The organism is Bacteroidales bacterium (assembly GCA_023228145.1).
Lineage (GTDB): Bacteria > Bacteroidota > Bacteroidia > Bacteroidales > CAIWKO01 > CAIWKO01.
Window position 1 is genome coordinate 1 of record JALOBU010000024.1, and the last position, 20,498, is coordinate 20,498.

Annotated in this window: 14 protein-coding genes; 7 read left to right on the top strand and 7 right to left on the bottom strand. The window is 40.6% G+C overall.

Translation table 11 applies throughout. The annotated features are described in order from the left end of the window. Positions 1-461: T9SS type A sorting domain-containing protein (locus tag M0R16_10795; GenBank protein MCK9613361.1), on the top strand; the 461-nt coding region annotated here is incomplete at its 5' end. A 171-nt stretch (positions 462-632) separates the two neighbouring features. Here the strand turns inward: M0R16_10795 and M0R16_10800 are convergent. The 5 genes from M0R16_10800 to M0R16_10820 all read right to left on the bottom strand — a co-directional run bounded on the left by M0R16_10800 (position 633) and on the right by M0R16_10820 (position 10,902). Further along, positions 633-959 carry a hypothetical protein gene (locus M0R16_10800; protein MCK9613362.1) on the bottom strand — a complete coding sequence of 109 codons (327 nt, stop codon included), beginning with the start codon at positions 957-959 and terminating at the stop codon, positions 633-635. A 192-nt stretch (positions 960-1,151) separates the two neighbouring features. Beyond that, positions 1,152-4,592 (bottom strand): T9SS type A sorting domain-containing protein, encoded by a 3,441-nt coding sequence (locus M0R16_10805; protein MCK9613363.1) that lies wholly within the window; start codon positions 4,590-4,592, stop codon positions 1,152-1,154. Positions 4,593-4,912: 320 nt separating this feature from the next. Then, complete coding sequence (gene mfd, locus M0R16_10810; GenBank protein MCK9613364.1) at positions 4,913-8,377, bottom strand: transcription-repair coupling factor; 3,465 nt, start codon at positions 8,375-8,377, stop codon at positions 4,913-4,915. Positions 8,378-8,494: 117 nt separating this feature from the next. After that, a complete protein-coding gene (locus tag M0R16_10815) occupies positions 8,495-9,727 on the bottom strand; it encodes a 6-phosphofructokinase (protein MCK9613365.1) in 1,233 nt (410 codons plus the stop codon). Between the two features lie 239 nt (positions 9,728-9,966). Beyond that, a complete protein-coding gene (locus M0R16_10820; GenBank protein ID MCK9613366.1) occupies positions 9,967-10,902 on the bottom strand; it encodes an NAD(P)-binding domain-containing protein in 936 nt (311 codons plus the stop codon). 256 nt (positions 10,903-11,158) lie between these two features. Between M0R16_10820 and M0R16_10825 the strand changes: the two genes are divergently transcribed. After that, on the top strand, positions 11,159-12,991 hold the full coding sequence (locus M0R16_10825; GenBank protein ID MCK9613367.1) for a YgiQ family radical SAM protein: 1,833 nt from the start codon (positions 11,159-11,161) through the stop codon (positions 12,989-12,991). 93 nt (positions 12,992-13,084) lie between these two features. Then, positions 13,085-13,969 carry a T9SS type A sorting domain-containing protein gene (locus tag M0R16_10830; protein ID MCK9613368.1) on the top strand — a complete coding sequence of 295 codons (885 nt, stop codon included), beginning with the start codon at positions 13,085-13,087 and terminating at the stop codon, positions 13,967-13,969. Between the two features lie 64 nt (positions 13,970-14,033). Here the strand turns inward: M0R16_10830 and M0R16_10835 are convergent, their stop codons facing one another. Together M0R16_10835 and M0R16_10840 are read right to left on the bottom strand one after the other, a co-directional pair. After that, positions 14,034-15,269: a competence/damage-inducible protein A gene (locus M0R16_10835; protein MCK9613369.1), complete on the bottom strand. Its 1,236-nt coding sequence runs from the start codon at positions 15,267-15,269 to the stop codon at positions 14,034-14,036. Next, positions 15,266-16,141, bottom strand: coding sequence for a universal stress protein (locus M0R16_10840; protein ID MCK9613370.1), 876 nt, complete (start codon positions 16,139-16,141; stop codon positions 15,266-15,268). The genes M0R16_10835 and M0R16_10840 overlap by 4 nt, the downstream gene beginning before the upstream one ends. A 140-nt stretch (positions 16,142-16,281) precedes the next feature. Between M0R16_10840 and M0R16_10845 the strand changes: the two genes are divergently transcribed. The 4 genes from M0R16_10845 (at position 16,282) to M0R16_10860 (ending at position 20,487) form a co-directional block, all read left to right on the top strand. Then, on the top strand, positions 16,282-17,154 hold the full coding sequence (locus tag M0R16_10845) for a nucleoside phosphorylase (GenBank protein MCK9613371.1): 873 nt from the start codon (positions 16,282-16,284) through the stop codon (positions 17,152-17,154). Positions 17,155-17,161: 7 nt separating this feature from the next. Next, a complete protein-coding gene (locus M0R16_10850) occupies positions 17,162-18,085 on the top strand; it encodes a carbohydrate kinase (protein MCK9613372.1) in 924 nt (307 codons plus the stop codon). A gap of 67 nt (positions 18,086-18,152) precedes the next feature. After that, positions 18,153-18,722, top strand: coding sequence for a sigma-70 family RNA polymerase sigma factor (locus tag M0R16_10855; GenBank protein MCK9613373.1), 570 nt, complete (start codon positions 18,153-18,155; stop codon positions 18,720-18,722). Continuing rightward, positions 18,715-20,487: a type IX secretion system membrane protein PorP/SprF gene (locus tag M0R16_10860; GenBank protein MCK9613374.1), complete on the top strand. Its 1,773-nt coding sequence runs from the start codon at positions 18,715-18,717 to the stop codon at positions 20,485-20,487. The genes M0R16_10855 and M0R16_10860 overlap by 8 nt, the downstream gene beginning before the upstream one ends. The last annotated feature ends 11 nt before the right edge of the window (positions 20,488-20,498 follow it).

Genomic DNA, 20,498 nt, shown 5'->3' on the forward strand with positions numbered 1-20,498 from the left:
CGACGAATCACTATGATGTAATAGAAAATGATGAGATACTGACATTAATTTTCAAACCAAGAAAGTCACAACAATCAGGAGAAATCGGTCTGAATTTGCAGGGCACGGGTGTGATAGCCGACCAGTATGGGCGTGAACCTGAAGGGATATACCTGACAATACCAAAATTATATATACAGGGCAATGGCAATACGCCTGAACTGGAATTGACCGGTTATCCGAATCCGTTCAGCGAAAAAGTTACGTTGAGTTACCGCTTGCCTGAAGCAGGAAAAGTAAAGCTGGAAGTATACAACGCTATGGGCATGCAGGTAAAAGAACTCGTTAATCAATATCAAGATGCCGGAAAATACACTGTTGAATTTCAGGGAAGCAAACTTTCTGCAGGAATGTACACTTTCAAGCTGAACTTTGAAGGGAAGCAAAAATCACAGATTGTTGTGTTGAAGATGCTCAGATAGACAGATAAAATCAGTTGAGTTGATTTTGCTGTTTATGCAGTTTTAAATTTTTGCATAAATTGAAAATTTAAAGATATCCTTATTGAAAATCAAAACCTCACTGTAATAAAGGACAGCCCTGCAAATCCTGCACCTCTTGGGTTGCTTGGATTTGGCATGACAACTATTTTGCTAAATATCCACAATGCCGGCAGCTTTGCGCTGGGCAGTATCATCCTGTTCATGTGTATAGCATTTGGCGGGCTGGCTCAGATTTTTGCGGGCATACAGGAATGGTAAAAGAACAACACCTTTGGGGCTACTGCATTTACTTCGTACGGTTTGTTCTGGATTTCGCTGGTGCTGATGTTTACGTTGCCCAAGGCAGGGTATGCCACCGCACCTGATAAGAATGAAATGGCAAATTATCTGACACAGTGGGGGGTGTTCACCTTTTGCATCTTCATAGGGACATTTAAGATCAATGTCGCTTTGAGCTTCTGTTCGGGACTCTGGCACTGCTGTTCTTCCTGCTCGCAATCGGCGATTTTGCCGAATGCAGTGCGGTGCAGACCTTAAAGGATTCGAAGGAATATTTTGCGGCTTGCTGGCTTGTTATGTAGCCATAGCGCAGGTGATGAATGAGGTATATGGCAAAACAATATGCCATTAGGCATTGTTAAGAAAAAATAGAGCGTAAGGTTTTGCTGATTATTTCTGTAAAACGAGTTTTACTGTTTTTACAGCATTTTTTATTACGATATTTACAAAGTATATTCCTGCCGCCTGATCCGACAAATCGATAGTGAACTGCTTCTCGCTGATGCCTGTTTCATGGATTTGTTTCACCAACATTCCCATGAAATCAAATATACTAATGTTAACATCCTGCTGAAAAGGTAATGCGAGGTCCAGAGTAAAATGGTTTTCAGTGGGATTGGGATAAACATCGCAGAAGTAATCATTGTCATATTCACTGACCGGCAGATTATATCCTGTGGTAAACTGCTGGTAAATTTCCCTGCCGAAGTCGCTACCAAAAGATTTGAAAGCGACGCTGTTTTCAAGCCAGCGGAATTTTAAATAACCTGCACCATCGTTATTTGCCCACCATTGCAAACCGTCATCGTCAGAGTCAGTGAGCCGGAATTCATAGCATCCGTCGGCAAAATGAACGGTGTCTTTGTAAACGGTGTTTGCTGTGCTGAAATTTTTATAATATAAAATATTTCCAAGGTCATCTATAATGGTGTATTCGTTTTCGTAAGGCCTGTTGTTGGTTTTCACCTCAATGACAAAATCCTTGGGATACTCTGGTGTTGGGTTGTATGTTGATGTCATTTTGTCGTTAAAAACATATTCGTCTGCCCCGCCGTTGGGTTGGGAAACATTGGCATAAAATGTTCCCGGGTTAGGCTCCCAAGAAAAATGTTCCAGTTGAACATCTTCAGCAAACATAGGTGGGAGATTTCCCGACCAGTTTAAAGTGCTTGGACTTCCCCCTTCGATACCGTAAGTAATAGTTAGAGTTTTTAAAGTGTCGCTGCCGTTGTTACGGATGGTGATGAGCGGGTTATTGCAAATCGGGTTCAGTCGTTTGAACAGAAAGTCTTTTGATGGGGTCTTGATGTTATATACTTCGGCATCCCTTATGAAATTTGGAGTCCCGTAAGTTATCAGCTGATCTTCAATCTGGTAATAATCCCATCCGCTGGTATGTGTATAGGGCTGAACATCATGGTCCAGAGTAAGGGAATCACCGGGTGTCATATACGGAGTAAGTTCCAGGTCGTAAGTGCTGACCTCTGCCCCCGGGCACCAGTTCGAACGGGAATAAACCCAGGTGCCGCCCTGCGGATAAAGGGGGTTTAATGCACAATCATCACGCCATACCAGTTTTTGATACCTCTGTACACCATCCACTTTGTAATAATGACTTTTGGGACAAAATTCCGCACAGTTTTGCGGAGAATCCATCCCATGACCTGTAACACGGGATTTCCAACGGGCATTGACTGCTTCCTGTGGTATTAAAACTTTTTTTGGTGTCAGGTGGCTTTCTATGGGGTCCTCAGGAAAGCCATAGTTAAAATCTCCATTCCATAAATTCTTCACACTGATAGGGTCGCGGGGTGGGGTGCCAACAATTAAATCAAAACGCATGTCAAGCAATTCCTGCCAGTTACCCGCACTCAGATGCACAGAGTCTTTCAGCAGGGTTCTGTAATCGCTCAGGTCATAAATCCATGTTACGCCATTTCCCAGCGAAAGACCGTTGCCATAAGGAGTGATGTAGCGTCCAAGCTCATAACGGTTTATCACCTCGAAGGGTTCGCTATAGTAATACCATTTTTTCATGTAAATAGTGCTGTCGGGAATCACAAATGTGGAATCGGTGGCATGGCCAAGGTGGTCGTAAGTATAATTGTTGAAATATACAGGCCATGCAATGATTGAGCCCGTGGAAGTCAGCGGGTTTAATGAATCGCTGTAAAAAACTATCTGCATGGGGTCTTTCTGAACAGAATCAACGGTAATCAGTGTATCAATATGGGATTCATAGGTTCCCTGTTCAAAAATAATGTTTGGGCGCAATGTTGTTTCGCCGAAGTTATTAAAGATGTCGCTTCCCCTGGTGGTGATGTATGCTGGTATTCCGGACAGCAAACCGTCAAAGCCATTGCCTGACAAATCATAAGTTACATCCTGTGAACTCTGGTTAAAATCGTAATACAACAAGAGGTCTGAATAATTCGGGTGGCTCACATCATCAAGGCTTTTCCGCATCCATTTTCTGATGGTTGCCGAATCAAGTTCTGTGTTCCACACAGCAAATTCATCAATATTACCATCGTAATTATAATTGCCCAAAGCTGCAGAACCTAGTTTAAAATTCTTAATACCGTACATCCTCTTTGTCAGGCCTGTCCCCGAATGCCACAACACACCGTTTTTGTATATTTTCATGCTTCCGGTTGCGACATTCTTGGTAAATGCCCAATGGTTCCATTGCCCTTCAAAGTCTGCAAGGACTGCAGCTTTATTGATACGGTCATAGCTTGTACCTCCGCTGTTTCCCGCGTCCCAGTATATATTACTGTTCGACCATGGCAGGTGCACGTTAATGACACGGTTGTTTAAAGAGTCGTATGCCTCAAAGGCCATCTGGTCCTGTGGCTGAAAAGCAGGGTTGCCGTATTGCCAGAATGACACGGTGATAAAGCTGTCAATGGCAGCAAAGGCTTCTTTGGGGACATCAACAAAATCACTTCCGAAAAAAAACAGCGATTTGTCTTCTCCTGAAGAATAAATACCTGTTTTTAACAGTGTGTTCTCGCTAAGAATATCATTGGCTGTTCCCGCACTGCTATTGTCATAAGAAATGTCAATGGCAATATTACTGCTTCCGTCCCAGTTGAATGAGTTTGTGAAATGTATCATGTTCCAGCCTGTGGCAAGGAAAGAAGTGTTGTTGTTATATACTTCTGTAAAGCCGGAAGTTACAAAAGCTATTGCCGTCAGCGAATCAAGGGTGGTATTCTTCATCCTTATGGTTAAATTTTTCAATTCGCTTCCGGTATTTTCTACGTAAAATCTTAACCCGCTGACATTGCCCGCCTGCAATCCTGCAGCCAGCAATTCTGCATCTTTCCATAAATATTGTGAGCGGCTTTCTGGATAAAGGGAATTAAAGGGATTCGCTGTGACATCAATGCCGCTGTCAAACTTTGCGGAGTCAAAGCTCAGGGTGTTTGTGTAAACTATTTCAGTATTGAAGTGCGGGAAATAATTCCATGAAGGTTGAAACATGAACTGTGTGGAATCGGGGCTTGTGCCGTTTACCACATAGCTGGGTGCATTCAGCAGCGTGGAGTCAGGTATGCCGGTATGTTCGTATAAGTATGTATTTGTTAGATAATCCCATTCGCCGCAGGCAGGGTTTTGCGCAGGATTGCATTTGAGGGTATAATACATCAATATCTTGTTTATCCGCAGGGTATCCGGGGGAAACAAAAACTTTGCATTCTGCGGCGAGCCGAAAGTGAAGGTTTGAATGTGGACGGTGTCACCCGCTTGGTATTGTGCCCGAAGGCTTGTAGCAAGCAACGACAATACGATAAAAAGATGGGATAATTTAAAAAAAAATTTCATAATGACGATATAATTTTATGATACTAAAGTACTTCATTTTTATAAATTAGAATATTACCCGCTTTGGTGCAATGAAATATTATTGAGCGAGAAGTGAGCAACAATGAACAAACACTTTAAATTTTATTGAATATTAAATTTAAAAGAAATAATAAATGGTTAACTTTAAAGTCTCGTAGGGGCTCAACATTTTTAAAAAACTTGTACTCCCCAAAGAACCATTGCCCCGGAGGGGCAAAATGTTTATAAATGATAAGCTGTTCTAAAGCGCTTCTTTTTTAGGAATATTACTGCGGAACGAAATTCAATGGAGCGAAGTTTCAAACTTCGCTCCGCTGCTCTGACTCCTGCAGCAGCTTCGCCAGCTTGTTCATTGCCTCCGACACTTTCGAAATATTAGAAATTATCAGCATCAGTTTTTTACCACTTTCTTTTAAAGTACAAAACCTCGAATGCTCTTTCACAAAATTCAAAATATTAGTAAACATGGGCGACTGATAATAATCCGATTCCGGGTTGCTGACAAAATATCCTTTAAGCTGTTTTTCTTTAAGTACTATTTTCTCAAAGCCCAGTTTTGTTGCCATACGGCGCAGACGCAAAGCATTCATCAGTTCTTGTGCTTGTATAGGTATGGGACCAAAGCGGTCAATAAGCATGTTCTGAAATGTGAGCAGGCTTTCTTCAGTTTCAATACTGTCAAGCTCTTTGTACAAAACAAGCCGTTCTGAAATATTAGAAATATACGAATCGGGTATCAACACTTCAAGGTCGGTTTCTATCTGGCAGTCTCTTACAAATTCCTGATTTATATTTTTCTCATCCTGGTATAACTCTTTGAATTCCTTTTGTTTCAGCTCAAACAGCGCTTCGTCAAGGATTTTCTGGTACATCTCAAAGCCTATCTCAGAGATAAAACCACTTTGTTCGGCGCCCAGTATATTTCCTGCGCCGCGTATGTCAAGGTCGCGCATGGCAATGTTAAAGCCGCTTCCGAGTTCAGAAAATTCTTCAATAGCTCTCAATCGCTTGCGTGCTTCATCGGTAAGTACCGACAGCGGAGGTGCCAGCAGGTAACAAAACGCCTTTTTATTAGTGCGTCCTACACGTCCCCTCAATTGATGCAAATCACTCAGTCCGTAATTTTGTGCTTCATTGATGATGATGGTATTGGCATTTGGAATGTCCAGCCCCGACTCAATTATCGTCGTTGAAACCAGCACATCATATTGCCCGTCAATAAAATCAAGCATGGTTGTTTCGAGTACATGGCCTTCCATCTGTCCATGGCCTATGGCAATACGTACTCCCGGGCAAAGCTTTTGGATGAGTTCGGCAATATCGTGAATATTATGCACACGGTTATGTACAAAAAACACTTGCCCTCCGCGTGAAATCTCATACATGATGGCGTCGCGTATGCTGGCTTCGTTAAAAACATGCAATTCAGTATGTATCGGATAACGGTTGGGTGGCGCTGTGGAAATGATAGACAAATCCCGGGCGCCCATCAGCGAAAACTGCAGTGTGCGGGGGATAGGCGTTGCCGTTAGTGTCAGGGTATCCACATTTACTTTCAACTGTTTGATTTTTTCCTTGCTGGCCACACCAAATTTTTGTTCTTCGTCAATAACCAAAAGGCCGAGGTCTTTAAATTTCACATCTTTACTGATAAGCCGGTGCGTACCAATCAGGATGTCTATTTTGCCTTCTGTTAATTCCCTTAATATTTCTTTTTGTTTTGCTGTGGAGCGGAAACGGTTGATATATTCAACCCTGCAAGGAAATTCTGTAAGCCGGTCAGAAAATGTTCGGAAATGCTGAAGTGCAAGTATCGTTGTGGGAACAAGCACTGCCACCTGTTTGCTGTCGCACACCGATTTGAAGGCCGCGCGTATGGCCACTTCCGTTTTGCCAAAACCCACGTCGCCGCATATCAGGCGGTCCATGGGATAATCGGCCTGCATGTCTTTTTTTACATCCTCGGTTGATTTCACCTGGTCAGGCGTATCCTGATAGATAAAGGAAGCTTCAAGTTCATGCTGAAGATAATTATCCGGGGGAAAAGCATGGCCTTTGGAGGCACGCCGCTGCGCATAAAGCTTTATCAGGTCTTTTGCGATGTCTTTGACTTTTTCTTTGGTCTTGGACTTCAGTTTGTTCCAGGCATTCGAGCCCAGCCGGTTCAATGCCGGCGGGGTCCCGTCTTTGCTTACATATTTTGAAATCCGGTGCAGGGAGTGGATGCTGACATATAAAATATCCTGATTTTCATACACCAGTTTGATGGCTTCCTGCTGCCTGCCATTTACTTCAATTTTTTCGAGGCCTGCGTAACGGCCCACCCCGTGGTCAATATGCGTAATATAATCGCCCGGTTGCAGGTTGTAAATATCTTTAAGTGTGGCTGCTTCTCTGGCGCTGTAATTGTCTTTCAGGCGAAAACGGTGGTAGCGGTCAAATATCTGATGGTCGGTATAACAGCAGAGTTTTTGTTCAGCATCGGTAAAGCCTTCGTGCAGGGAAGTGTTGATGATGGAGAAATCAATAGATAAATCCTGTTTTCTGCTTTTCTGGATGTCGTCAATGATAGCATAAATACGTTCCGATTGACTTTTAGAATCGGAGAAAATGATGTTTGTAATTCCGTTCTGCGTATTTTCAGAAAGCGTGCCAAGCAACAAATCAAAATTTTTATTGAATGATGGCTGCGGATAGGTTTCGAAAGCAAAGGCGTTTGTTGGCTCAAAATAATAATGCTTCCCGAATTCCATAAGAGGAAAATCAAGCAGTTGTTTTTTTAGGGTATTGCTGTCGGTGAAACCTTCACTGATATTGAAATTTTTCTCATCAGTATTTTTTGTTTTACTATGTTCAGAAGTAATGTTATAAAGCATACTTAGCTGGTCAAGTGTCAACTCGGCATCTTCAAACCAGAAAGCAGCGCTGCCTTTGATATATTCAGGCAAATCAACTTTTCTTTTTACCAGCTCGCTGTCATTTGAATCGGGAACTATTTTTATGTGTTCGATGCGTTCCAGTGATAGCTGTGTGGCCGGGTCAAAGGTGCGTATGGAGGCCACTTCATCACCCAAAAGCTCGATTCGGTAAGGATTTTCGTTGGAGTAAGAATACACATCAATGATGCCGCCACGTAAGGCATATTGCCCGGGCTCGGCTACAAAATCAACGTGTTCAAAATGATATTCATAAAGAACTTCATTGATAAAGTCCAGCGAGAGTTTATCTCCTGTTTTCAGGCGCAGGGTGTTTTTTTCAAAGAAATTCTGCGACACTACTTTCTCGAGCAGAGCATCGGTATATGTAACCACAATAAGTTTTTTTCTTCCTTTTTGCAACTTGTTGAGCACCTCGGTACGTAGCAATACGGCAGTGTTGTCAATCTTTTCAAAATTTTTAGGATACCGATATGAAGAAGGAAAAAACAGTACATTTTTTTTGAACAATTTTACATTTTGTTCGCTCAGGATATTTTCTATATCGTTATACAGGTAAGCTGCAGATTCTTTGTCGGGCATCACCACAAACTGTGTTTTTTCGGAGCGGGCAAAGACGGCTGCAATTATAAAAGCACGTGATGACCCGTTGAGACCGGCAATATGGATACGGTGTAAACCTTCAGCTTCCGTCAGACTGGCAATTTGAACAGCCTGTGGGTTATTATGATAAGCCGATAAGATTTCTGGAAGTTGCAAAAAATCTTTTTCTGCAAAATTAAGCGAAATTAGTGCTGTATAGCTTTTTTTTATGAAACGAAATGCCACAGCAATGACTTTATTGATAACAGCGACATTGAAGATACAAATAGAAAGTGTTACAACCCGATATTGCTCCTATTTCAGGTGAAATATCTTTCAGTGTATCCGTATTATTTCAGCGGCTTAGGGTATTACAACCGGAAAATCACTGTCAAACTCAATAAAATGCTGCTTGCCCAGAATGTGCATAAGGAAATCTGTATAGGCAGGGGTAAATTTAAATTCATTGATGTCGTAATATTGTTCCGGCAATGGCCTGTTCCCAATGGAGCCCATATCTACCGACGCTGTGTTGAATTCTTCCAGCTCCTGGAATTTTACAATTTTCTGCATAACCGGCATTTGTCCATATTCTTTTCGCAACAACAGGTCAACTACTTTATCTGCTAAGGTCTGAGTAAGCCGACGGTCATAAAGGCGGCATTGGCCGGCACGCGCATAATAACCGGTAATTTGAGCACGGGCTTCAATTTTCAGTTTGTTGGAAATTTCGGAGGCAATAATTCCGCTGATGCCACCGAAGCGCGGATGGCCGTATTCGTCCACTTCGGAGCTGGCATACACCACATCCACTTTGTCTTTGTGTTCATCGTACCAGCGTACTCCCTCCGAAACGGCTATTACCAGTGCTTTTTTTCGTGAACTGAGATAAGCTTCTTTCACTTGTTCAAAAAAGAAATCCTTGCGCTCTTTAGTAATTTCAAATTCGGGTATCAGCGCCAGGTCGGCACCTCCAAATACTGCGCTGCCTGTGAGCCAGCCGGCATCGCGCCCCATCACTTCGAGCACAATGATGCGGGAATGCGAATAAGCTGTGGTGCGTATGCGGTCGGTAAATTCCATCAAGCCTTTGGCAGCCGATGGAAAGCCGGGGCAAAGCACGGCCTCGATGTTGCTATTTTCATAATGATGCATGGTACGTGTGCGCAGGTCGTTGTCAATGGTCTTGGGAAAGCCTATTACAGGGATGCCTTCGGTTTCATATAGTTTCTTTGCTGCGCCGTTGGTGTCGTCGCCTCCAATGGTAACAATAACATCTATCTTGTACTTTTTCAGGTTTTGTAAAATCTGAGGAACGCGGTTCTCAGGATTCTTCTTAGATGGGAAAGGGTTTGTGCGGCTTGAAAGCAGTGCTGTACCTCCAAAATATCCATCATAGGGCTGATAAGACAAATCAACTATATCTCCGTTACCCAGGAGGCCTTTCCAACCCTTGCGGATTCCGTAAACCTTAAAGCCGAGCAACGAAGCACGATTGCGAATAGATTCAATACTGGAGTTGAGGGCAGGAGTATCTCCGCCACCGGTAAGTATGGCCAGGGTTTGTCCCTTGAAGATTTTCTGGTTGTTTTTCATTATGTTGATTTTTTATTTTTCTAAGGCAAATATAGGATTTTTTCTGAAGAAGTGATTTTGGGGAGGAGAGTTTTGGTTTGTTAGGGGTATTAGGTAAAATAGACTGTTAGGTAGTTAGGCGTTTAGGTGGATAGGTGAATAGGTAAATAAGTTGAAAAAACCTCTCTGCGCCAATCTGCGTTATCTGCGGGAACTATTATTTTATTTTTCCCGCTGATTACGCTGATATACGCAGATTGCTAATAACAATTCAATATCTTTTCCACCAGCACCTGTGCGTGTTTCAGGTTTGATTCTACCGACCAGCCGGCAATATGCGGCGTTAAGATCACATTGTCAGCATTAACGAGGTATTGCATAGGCTCCGGGAAATTCTTAAGACCTATTTTTTCAAAGGATGATGACTCATATTCGAGCACATCCAGTGCGGCGCCTGTTACTTTTCCACTTTTCATGTTTTTAACTAAATCTTCTGTGTTCAGCACCTTGCCGCGTGAGGTATTGATGAGATAAATGTTTTTTTTGAATGAATTAATATACGCGTCATTCACCATATTGTGGGTTTCATCAGTCAATGGCACGTGCATACTCACAATATCTGCATATTCAAACACCTCTTCGAGTGTTTTTTCGCATACAAAATCATCGGAATAATCCTTTTTGTATTTGTCGTAAGCAATTACATTGGCATCAAAGCCGTGCAGACATCGTGCAAAAGCACTGCCCATGTTTCCGTATCCGATAATTGCTACGATTTTTTCGCTTATTTCAGTGCCGCGATTGGCTTCGCGTATCCACTGTCCCTGACGTTCCTGGCGGTCGGCGATATTAATTTTGTTCAATAAATTCAGTAACATTCCCAGTGTGTGTTCGCCCACCGCCTGACGGTTGCCTTCGGGAGAGTTGAACCAGCGAATACCTTTTTTTTCTAAATATTCCGTATCTATGCTTTCCATGCCGGCACCGATGCGGGCAAGAAACTTCAGTTGAATGGCTTTATCAATCAACTCTTTCCCGATGACAAAGCGGCTGTTTATGACGATGCCCTCGTACTTAGAGATTTCCTGTTCCAGCTCTGAGGAATCCTTCATAATATTTTCTACACATTTATGCCCTGCCTGCAACATTTTTTCAATAAAATGCGGGTGTATTTTCGATGCGATGAGGATATTCATTTTTTGTATTTGTTGCAAATTTAGTGAAAAAATGCCAAGCTAATAATTCCAAAATGATTGAATATCTGCTACTGCACCTGATAAAAACCTTCTTTGTGAATTCATAGTGCACCAATTGTCCTTGTGGTTATTATAATGAATGTTTTTGAATGAAGTAAATTTATTTCACGCAAAGATGCAGAGGCGCAAAGGGCTATTGTTTCTTTAATTCTTTCTTCTCACTTCTGCATTCTGAATTTCATTTATCTTTGCAATAATGGAGAAAAATTTTCAGCTCACAGATTGGCTTCCTGTTTCCCGTGAAGAACTCGAAAAGCGCGGCTGGGATTATGTTGACGTAATCGTTGTCAGCGGTGATGCTTATGTGGACCATCCTTCTTTCGGCCATGCCATGATTGCCCGGCTGATTGAAAGCGAAGGATTTCGTGTGGCCATTTTGCCTCAGCCTAATTGGCGCGATGACCTGCGTGATTTTAAAAAGCTGGGCAAGCCACGCTTATTTTTTGGAGTAACTGCAGGCTGCATGGATTCGATGGTGAACCACTATACGGCTTTCAAGCGGCTACGGAGCACAGATGCATACACACCCGGCGATAAATCAGGATTTCGCCCCGATTATGCTTCGGTGGTTTACTCCAACATTTTGAAAAAATTGTTTCCTGATGTCCCTGTAATTCTGGGTGGAGTAGAGGCCTCATTACGAAGATTTACCCATTACGATTATTGGTCGGATATGCTGAAACCTTCTATTTTAGTAGAGGCAAAAGCCGATTTACTGATTTACGGACAAGGAATACAACCGTTGAAAGCATTGATGGAACACATAAAAAACGGTGGCAGCATCGAAACGGCAAAAACAATTAACCAGCTTGCTTACCTTACAGACAACTTAGACACAACATTTGACAATAATTGCATTAAATTACCTTCACACGAAGATTGCCTGCGCGATAAAAAGCTCTTTGCCAAAAGCTTTACCATCATCGAAACAGAGTCGAACAAGCTATATGCAAAACGTCTGATACAGAAATGCGATAAAAAGTATGTCGTGGTTAATCCGCAGTTTTTACCTATGACAAGTGCTGAAATTGACAGCGCTTACAATTTACCATACACCCGAATGCCGCATCCTCGCTACCTGAAACGTGGAACCATTCTGGCTTATGAGATGATACGCCATTCTGTTACTATGCATTCCGGATGCTTTGGCGGATGCAGCTTTTGTTCCATCTCCATGCATCAGGGGAAATTTATTTCCAGTCGCTCTGAAAATTCGATTTTAAATGAAATAAAACAGACTACTAAAATGTCCGATTTTAAAGGGTATCTGAGCGACCTTGGCGGGCCAACGGCAAATATGTACGAGATGCAAGGTGTTGACTTGAAAGTTTGCGAAAAGTGCTCGCGTTATTCTTGTATTTATCCGAAAATATGCAATAACCTGAATGATAACCACAAACCGCTTATTGATATTTACAAGAAAGCCGGCAGTGTGCAAGGAATAAAAAAGGTTTTTATCGGCAGCGGGCTGCGCTATGATTTGTTTATCGGCAGAAAACCTGCTGATGACAAAAAAAATCATTACACCGAATACCTCAAACTGTTGGTAAAAAATCATGTGTCGGGGCGGTTGAAAGTAGCTCCTGAGCATACTTCCGATAAAGTGCTGGCCATAATGCGAAAGCCCTCTTTCAATCTGTATTCGCGTTTTAAATACATCTTTGATAAAATTTCATTTTCTGAGGGGCTTAACCAGCAAATTGTACCTTATTTTATTTCGAGCCACCCGGGATGCACCCTGCAGGATATGGTTGAATGTGCGGTGGATATCAAGCACACCGGAATACAACCCGAGCAGGTACAGGATATGACGCCCACTCCTATGACACTGTCTTCCGTGATGTATTATACCGGCACCGACCCTTACACCGGCAAACCACTATACGTGGCGCGCAACACTGAAGACAAGCGGCAGCAGAAACTGATGTTTTTCTGGTATAAAAAAGAATTCCGGCAGGAAATAATAGGGATATTGAAACAAAGCAAACTGAATTATTGTATTAATAAATTGTTTGATAAAAAAACATAAAGTATATTTGTGGATATAAGGTTTAGCTCTCTCAAAAAAACAGATTACAGCTACAAAAAAGGTGAAGCCTACAAGCATTAATTAATGCAAAACATGAAAAAAATAACATTACTTATATTCGCGCTGTGTTGGATTAGAGGTTCATATGCCCAATACCTTGTAATAGATAATTCGAGTTCGGGTGGGTATGAGATACCATTCCAAGACACAGTGTTACATTGTTACGCACAATATCCGAACGCTTCTTATGTTAATTACTATCTTGATCTGGACGGTGATTCTATAAATGATATTAGATTTTATTTATATGATTGGTTTAATGTACATTTATGGAGTACTAGTATAATATCTGTATCAACATTTAACAATTTCTATGTTCACATAGATACCAGTTATATAGAATATTATCAAACATTTATTTCCGGGTTGGTAGTTGATACCTTCAGAAAAACCACCATAATAAAAAAATATAATTGGGGCGACACCATACATTATTCTAACGAAAATTTACTTTCACATGGAGCACCATTATCAACTAGATATTATCACTACGGCCCACCAGGAATGTTGTCTCAAAATATTGATGCGTTCTGGGGGGATACTTCTTATATTGTATTTACAAAAAGTCAAGGAAAGGATTTTATTTTATATTACCTTAAAATTGAGGTCGGTAGTGAGTATGATAATACACTTAGTCTAATATCTGCAAAAACAAATATAGTACCAGATGAAATTCCTCAAACAACAATTGAATTACCAGAGGATTACATATTCCCAAATCCAACAAAAGAAGTGTTTTATTTTAAAGAAGGTTGTGATTTAATAGAGATATATTCTCTGCAAGGCACATTAGTCGTTAAAGAAAATTTATCCATCACACGAAATTTTTTTAATGTATCTCAGCTTCGAAAAGGTTTTTATTTTGTTTACCTTAGAAAGAATGAAACAAAATTCTTAACTAAGCTGATTAAATTATAACTATTGCTACATCCTTTTGATTGCGACAATAAACTGATGCGTGCCACGTGCGGTTGCAGAGACATTAAACAATCGCTTTCCTCAGCATATTCATTGCATGCACGGAAGCCCTGATAATATTGCGCTCCCTGTCGTTGCCAAGCATCAGTTTTTCAGCAATGGTATATTCTGGTGTGGCGAGTGCCACCCAAACAGTACCTACAGGTTTTTCTGGCGTGCCGCCATCAGGACCGGCAATACCTGACGTGGCAAGGGCATAATCACTTTTTAATAAATTTTTGGCTCTCTCAGCCATGGCTATTACCACGTCTTTGCTTACTGCCCCGTAACTGTTAATTAATGATTCGTCCACTCCTAAAACTTCCGTTTTAACTTTGTTTTCATAGGCAATAACACTACCTTTAAAATATTTTGAACTGCCTGGAACGGAAGTGATAAGGTGTGCCAGGTATCCGCCGGTACAGCTTTCGGCAGTGGTCAACGATTGTTGTTTATTTATTAATAATTTTCCGGCAACTTGTTGCAAAGTTTCATCCCCGAAACCAAAAATAAAATCTTTTGCGAATTCGTTTAATGCTTTGATTTTCTGAATGATTAATTTTTCGGCATTTCCCGTAATGTTTTTGTAACAGGAAAGCCGGAGTTTCACAATCCCCGGCTCAGGAAGGTAAGCCAGTTTAATATTTCCCGGAAGTTTTTCTTCCCAGTCACGTATGCGTTCTGCTAGTGCCGATTCGCCGATACCGGTGGTTAAAATCGTTTTGTGAATTACAGAACCGGACAGGTTCAGCTTTTTGAGTTTTGGCAACACTTCATTCAGCAGTATGTTTTTCATCTCAAAAGGGACGCCGGGTAGCGAGATGTAGTGGTTGCCATTTTCTGTAAACCACATACCCGGGGCAGTACCGAGCTCATTCTTCAAAGGGATACAGTTTTTGGGCAGTTCGGCTTGTTTTCTGTTTATCTCGTTCAATGTCCAGCCACGGCGGGAAAACAATGCTTCAATGTTTTTTAGGGACGATTCATTCAAAACCAATGGTGAACTAAAAAACTCAGAAAGTGTTTTTTTTGTAATATCATCATTGGTGGGGCCAAGACCGCCTGTAATAATTGTTATTTCTGCATTTTTTGCACTGTTGTGCAAGGCATAAAAAATATCTTCACGATTGTCACCAATAGTATAAATAGCTGAAACATTGATGCCTGCTTTATTTAATTCATCCGCGATAAAAGCAGCATTGGTGTTTACGGTTTGCCCGATGAGCAGTTCATCGCCAATGCTGATGATAAGGGCTTTCATTTGAAACTGAGTGTCTCTCCCATATCTTTAGGGATAATGGACATCACAGGAATATCTGCTTTGCGTATAAATTCTGTGGTTTGTGAACTTACAAAAAAGGGTATGATGCTTGTTTCCTGTTGTGTCATAATCATAATAAGGTCAATATCTCCTTGTTGCTTCGCATAAACGAGCATTGTAGGTACATCATCCGACTCTTTTGCAGCTTCAATAATTTCCGCAGTACAACGAATATTACGTTCTTCGATGAAGTTTACAACCTGTTGTATCTTAGCATGTAATTCTTTAACTATTCCCTTATGATTCACTGACCAAAGAACTGAAACAACTTTTATGGTTGAACCGAATAACTTAGCCATTTCGATAGCCCATGAAACCTTTTGGCGGCTTTCCAGAGTTAGGTCAATGGGGACTAAAATACTGCGGCATCCGTTGTAATTGTGCTCAGAAGAAATTGTGATTACCGGGCATTTTGCGTGGCGTATCACTCTGGAAGCATTGGCGCCTATGGTTGATTCATCATCATTATAAGTGCTGGCTTTTCCCATTATTATAAATTTTGCTTCTATCATGTCGGCTATTTCGACAATCTTGGAATATATTTTGCCTTTGGCAACCATACCGCTTATTCTTAATCCGGTTTCCTTTGATTTTATACCTGCAAATTCATCAAGTTCTGCCTTCATTTTTCCCATAAGTTCTTCACTCTGGTCGGCCGAAAAAAACTTGCTTATCAAATTGCTTTCTTCATGCACATAAAGCAAAGTAATATCAAGTTTCGAAAGGCGGGCAATGTTGTATGATTGTCCAAGGGCAATTTCTGATTGCTCGTTGAAGTCAAAAGGCACCAATATGTTTTTGTAATTTTCCATAAAACTTTAAATTTGTAAACAGTTTATAAATATACACACAAAATATTTACCTTGACAAGAAAAAAATAAAAAACTGACTAATGATGTGATTATCAGTAATAAAATATTCTTATGATGCAAAAATAACAAAATGGACACTTATGAAAAAATTTGAAGAATCCGAGCTTATTATTACTCCGGAGAATAAAATATACCACCTTAATTTGCATCCAGAAGACATTGCAGATGATATTATTGTAGTTGGTGATCCCGGAAGAGTTGGAAAAATATCCTGGCATTTTGACAGCATCGAACTTAGAGCTCAGAACAGGGAAATAGTAACCCATACAGGATATTTTGGCGGAAAGAGAATCACAGCCTTGTCAACAGGCATGGGCCCCGACAATATTGACATCGTGCTGAACGAGCTTGATGCACTTGCAAATATTGATTTTACCACACGTACTGTTAAACCTGTATTACGAAAATTGAACATCATTCGTATTGGCACTTCAGGTGCTATGCAGAAAAATATTCCCATCGATTCGTTTGTTGCATCTTCATATGGACTTGGCATTGACGGGGTTCTGAACTTTTATGAGAAACCTCAGAATGAGGTGGGTGATAAATTTACCGACGAGTTCATCCAACAGACAAAATGGCCTGCATTTCTTGCGAGACCTTATGTGTTTCCAGCTTCTGAAGAGCTTTTAAAGAAAATAGCTTTTGATATGCAGCAGGGCATAACAGCTACGGCACCGGGTTTCTTCGGACCACAGGGCAGACAACTGCGTGCAGGACTAGCATTTCCGGACCTGAACGAAACACTGACAAGTTTCGAATTCCAAAGCAATAAAATTACAAACTTTGAAATGGAAACCTCGGCATTATATGGATTGGGAAAACTTTTAGGACACGAAACCCTGACGATATGTGTAATCATTGCCAATCGCATTGCGAAACAATTCAGCAAGGATTACAAGCCACTGATGGAAAAACTTATATTGACAGTACTGGAACGTATTACCAAATAAACCGGATATGCGAAAAATATATTGCTTCGGCGAAGCCGTTTATGACATAATTTTTAAAAACGAAATCCCGGTTGAGGCTAAGCCCGGCGGCGCCATGCTCAACGTAGCTGTATCTCTTGGACGTCTCGGGCTTCCCGTGTATTTTGTCGGCGACTTTGCCAACGACAGGGTAGGGAATATTATTAAAAAATTTCTTAAAGAAAATAATGTAGATACAACCTACATCACCATGTATACCAACGCCAAATCGCGTATTGCATTAGCATTTCTGGACGAAAAAAACAATGCCGACTATTCTTTTTATAAAATACGAATTGAAGATAAACCCTATATAAATTTTCCCGAACTTCAGCAGGACGATATTCTTTTGTTCGGCTCGTATTATGCCATCAAGCCCGAAATAAGAACGATGGTTTCGGAATTTATTCATCAATCAAATCAAAAAAATGCGCTGATAGTTTACGACCCTAATTTCCGACTTGCGCATCTTAATATGCTCGAACAACTTAAACCCTTTATCGAGGAAAATATTTCTATAGCTGATATTACAAAAGGTTCTGATGAGGATTTTAAAAATATTTTTCAAATCGAAGATGCTGGAGCGACTTATAATTTGTTAAAAAAACTCGGAAGTAAATCTTTAATATATACACGAAACCGTAATGGGGTGGATTTGCAAACCTATGATTTTGAGAGTCATGTGCCGGCTATTGGTGTCAAACCCATCAGCACAGTGGGCGCCGGCGATACTTTTACAGCGGGGATGGCCTACTGGATGTACAAAAATAAAATTGATAAAATAAAGCTGCAAAGACTCTCACTGGATGAATATAACAAGATGATAACTATGGCTGTGCGTTTTGCTACGGATGTATGTTTGAGTTATGATAATTATATTTCTTATCATTTCAGGGATGAACTGATAAAATAATAATGTAAAAATATTTCATTCACCAAGTTTTTGTTTAGTAAATGCGTTTGATAATTAAACTGAGTCTATGAAGCCGGGTAAGGAGCTGAAGGAGATAGTGGATTTGTGCAGAGAAAATAATTCGGCTGCTCAGGAAAAGCTTTATAAAATGTTTTATGGTGCGATGATGAATATTTGTTTGCGTTATTCAAGAAGCGAAGATGATGCCCTGGAGGTTTTGAATACCGGTTTTTTAAAAGTTTTTCAAAATCTTGACAAATATCAGGGAGAAGGAGATTATTTATATGCGTGGATACGAAAAATAATGGTAAATACAGCGCTTGACAAGATACGCTTTGAAAAAAACCGCTATTATAATACAGTTCCTCTCAACATTAACAACGATTCTTCGCACATAGAAAACGAAGCTTTGAGCAAGCTTGGGGAAGAAGACCTCATCAAAATGATACAGGACCTACCTCCGGCCAGCCGCTCCGTGTTTAATATGTATGTTTTTGAGAATTTTAATCATAAAGAAATAGGGAAAGCCCTTAACATAACCGAAAGCACTTCGCAATGGCATTTGCTTAATGCAAGGCGCATATTAATGAACAGGATTTTAAAACTTAACCGTAAGGAGACCATCATAAATGGATAAAGAAAATAATATTGACAAATTGTTCAAAGAGAAGCTGGCTGAATACAAGCCGGATTTTGTCCCCGAGCACTGGCAGATGATGAAAGCGGCCATAGCAAACCCTCGTAATTCGGGCATTGCCGGGACAGGGAAAAATACCGCCAATTTACTTCTTATCATCTCCGCTATCATCATCGTTTCCATGGGTATTTTCACCTATGTGCTTTCGGAAAAACTCAGGCTGGAAGGAAACAATGATAAATTAACTGGACAATTTTCCATAGAAAAAAATAATAATACGTTTGTGGAAAATGTGATGAATAATTCATCTCCGGAAAATATCACATCAGGCAATAACGAAATTTATAAAAATGCAAACGAAAAGAATAATGGTTTGTCTGATGAAAACTTTTCGTCAGATGATGATAAAAATGCCAGCGATGTTATAAATGCAGGTAATGCTGCAAATAAAACAAACAAAGCAGGCAGGCATGATAATATTGCGATTACAAATAATTATACAGGAAAGGTAAAAAACAATTCGGGTGACAATAATAATACTTTAACAAAAGAGAATTTAACATCGGGAAATACTGAAAATAATAAGAATAATTTACAGGAAGAAAACATTCAAATTATAAAAGATAAAGATAAGGATGTAACTTTTCCGGAATACCAGCCTGTAAATAACGCTGAAGATATTGACAACAGTGGAAAAGAAATGAATGATATAGTTTTACTGGAGCCGCAGAAAGCAGATGAAACAGTCCAAAATGAGGAAGTGAAAAACAGTGATGATAATGTTTCTAGCGTTATTGACGATTACAATTCAAAAAAACAACAAGCTGAAGCCAGAAAAAAATTGCAATCGGAACGTAATGCGAAAAGAGGCAGTAAGTCGAAAGTAAACCTGGAGACTCCTCCGGATTATAAGATAGGCATATTAAATAATTTTGAAGCCAATCCTGCTTATGCCGGCTACAATCAGAGGCACACCATCTCGGTGAGTACTATGGTTTATAAGCCTTTATACAAACCGGGTAATGACTTTAACGTACCATTCGGATATAAGCTGGCTTACGATTTAACTTTTGGCAAGAGAAAAAATTTCGGAGCAGGAATAGATTATAGCAGGTTTATTGGGGGAGCAGGGGGGTCGTTGTCTGTTGACATGAGTTTTTCATATCGTTTTACACTTGCACCATACCATTATCTGCGTGTGGGAGCAACTGCCACTTTTTTGTCGCTGGATGTCAACAATACTTCTTTAACATTTTCAGATATGATAGATAATCATCATGGTTTTGTTTTCGGTACTAACGAGATATTTCCTGGCAAGACAGCCCAGAACAAATTTGATTTAGGTGTCGGTGTTTGGTACAGTTGGGAATCATTATATGTGGGCTTGTCTGCCAATCACCTGACATCGCCGGAAGCTGGACTAGTATCTTTGTATCGTATTCCACGTGAGTACATGCTTTCAGCAGGTTATGCCCTGAAGTTTGGCGACAACTTTGGCATGTTGCCGGCCATCGAAATGCTTTGTGATGAAAAGACGTTTCGTTTTACTCCTGCAGCATTGTTTACATACAAACGCTGGCTGCTGTTCGGCGCCGAATTTCGCAACCTGAAGAATGCAGGCATCATACTTGGATTTAATATAAAGGATAATGTAATTATTAACCTGCATACCGGCTTACCGATGAATAAAATTCTTATTCAAAACTTTGGGATTATTGATTATGCCGGAATCAATGTCCGCCTGCAGTTCGGAGGGAAAAGATAATAATAGGAAAG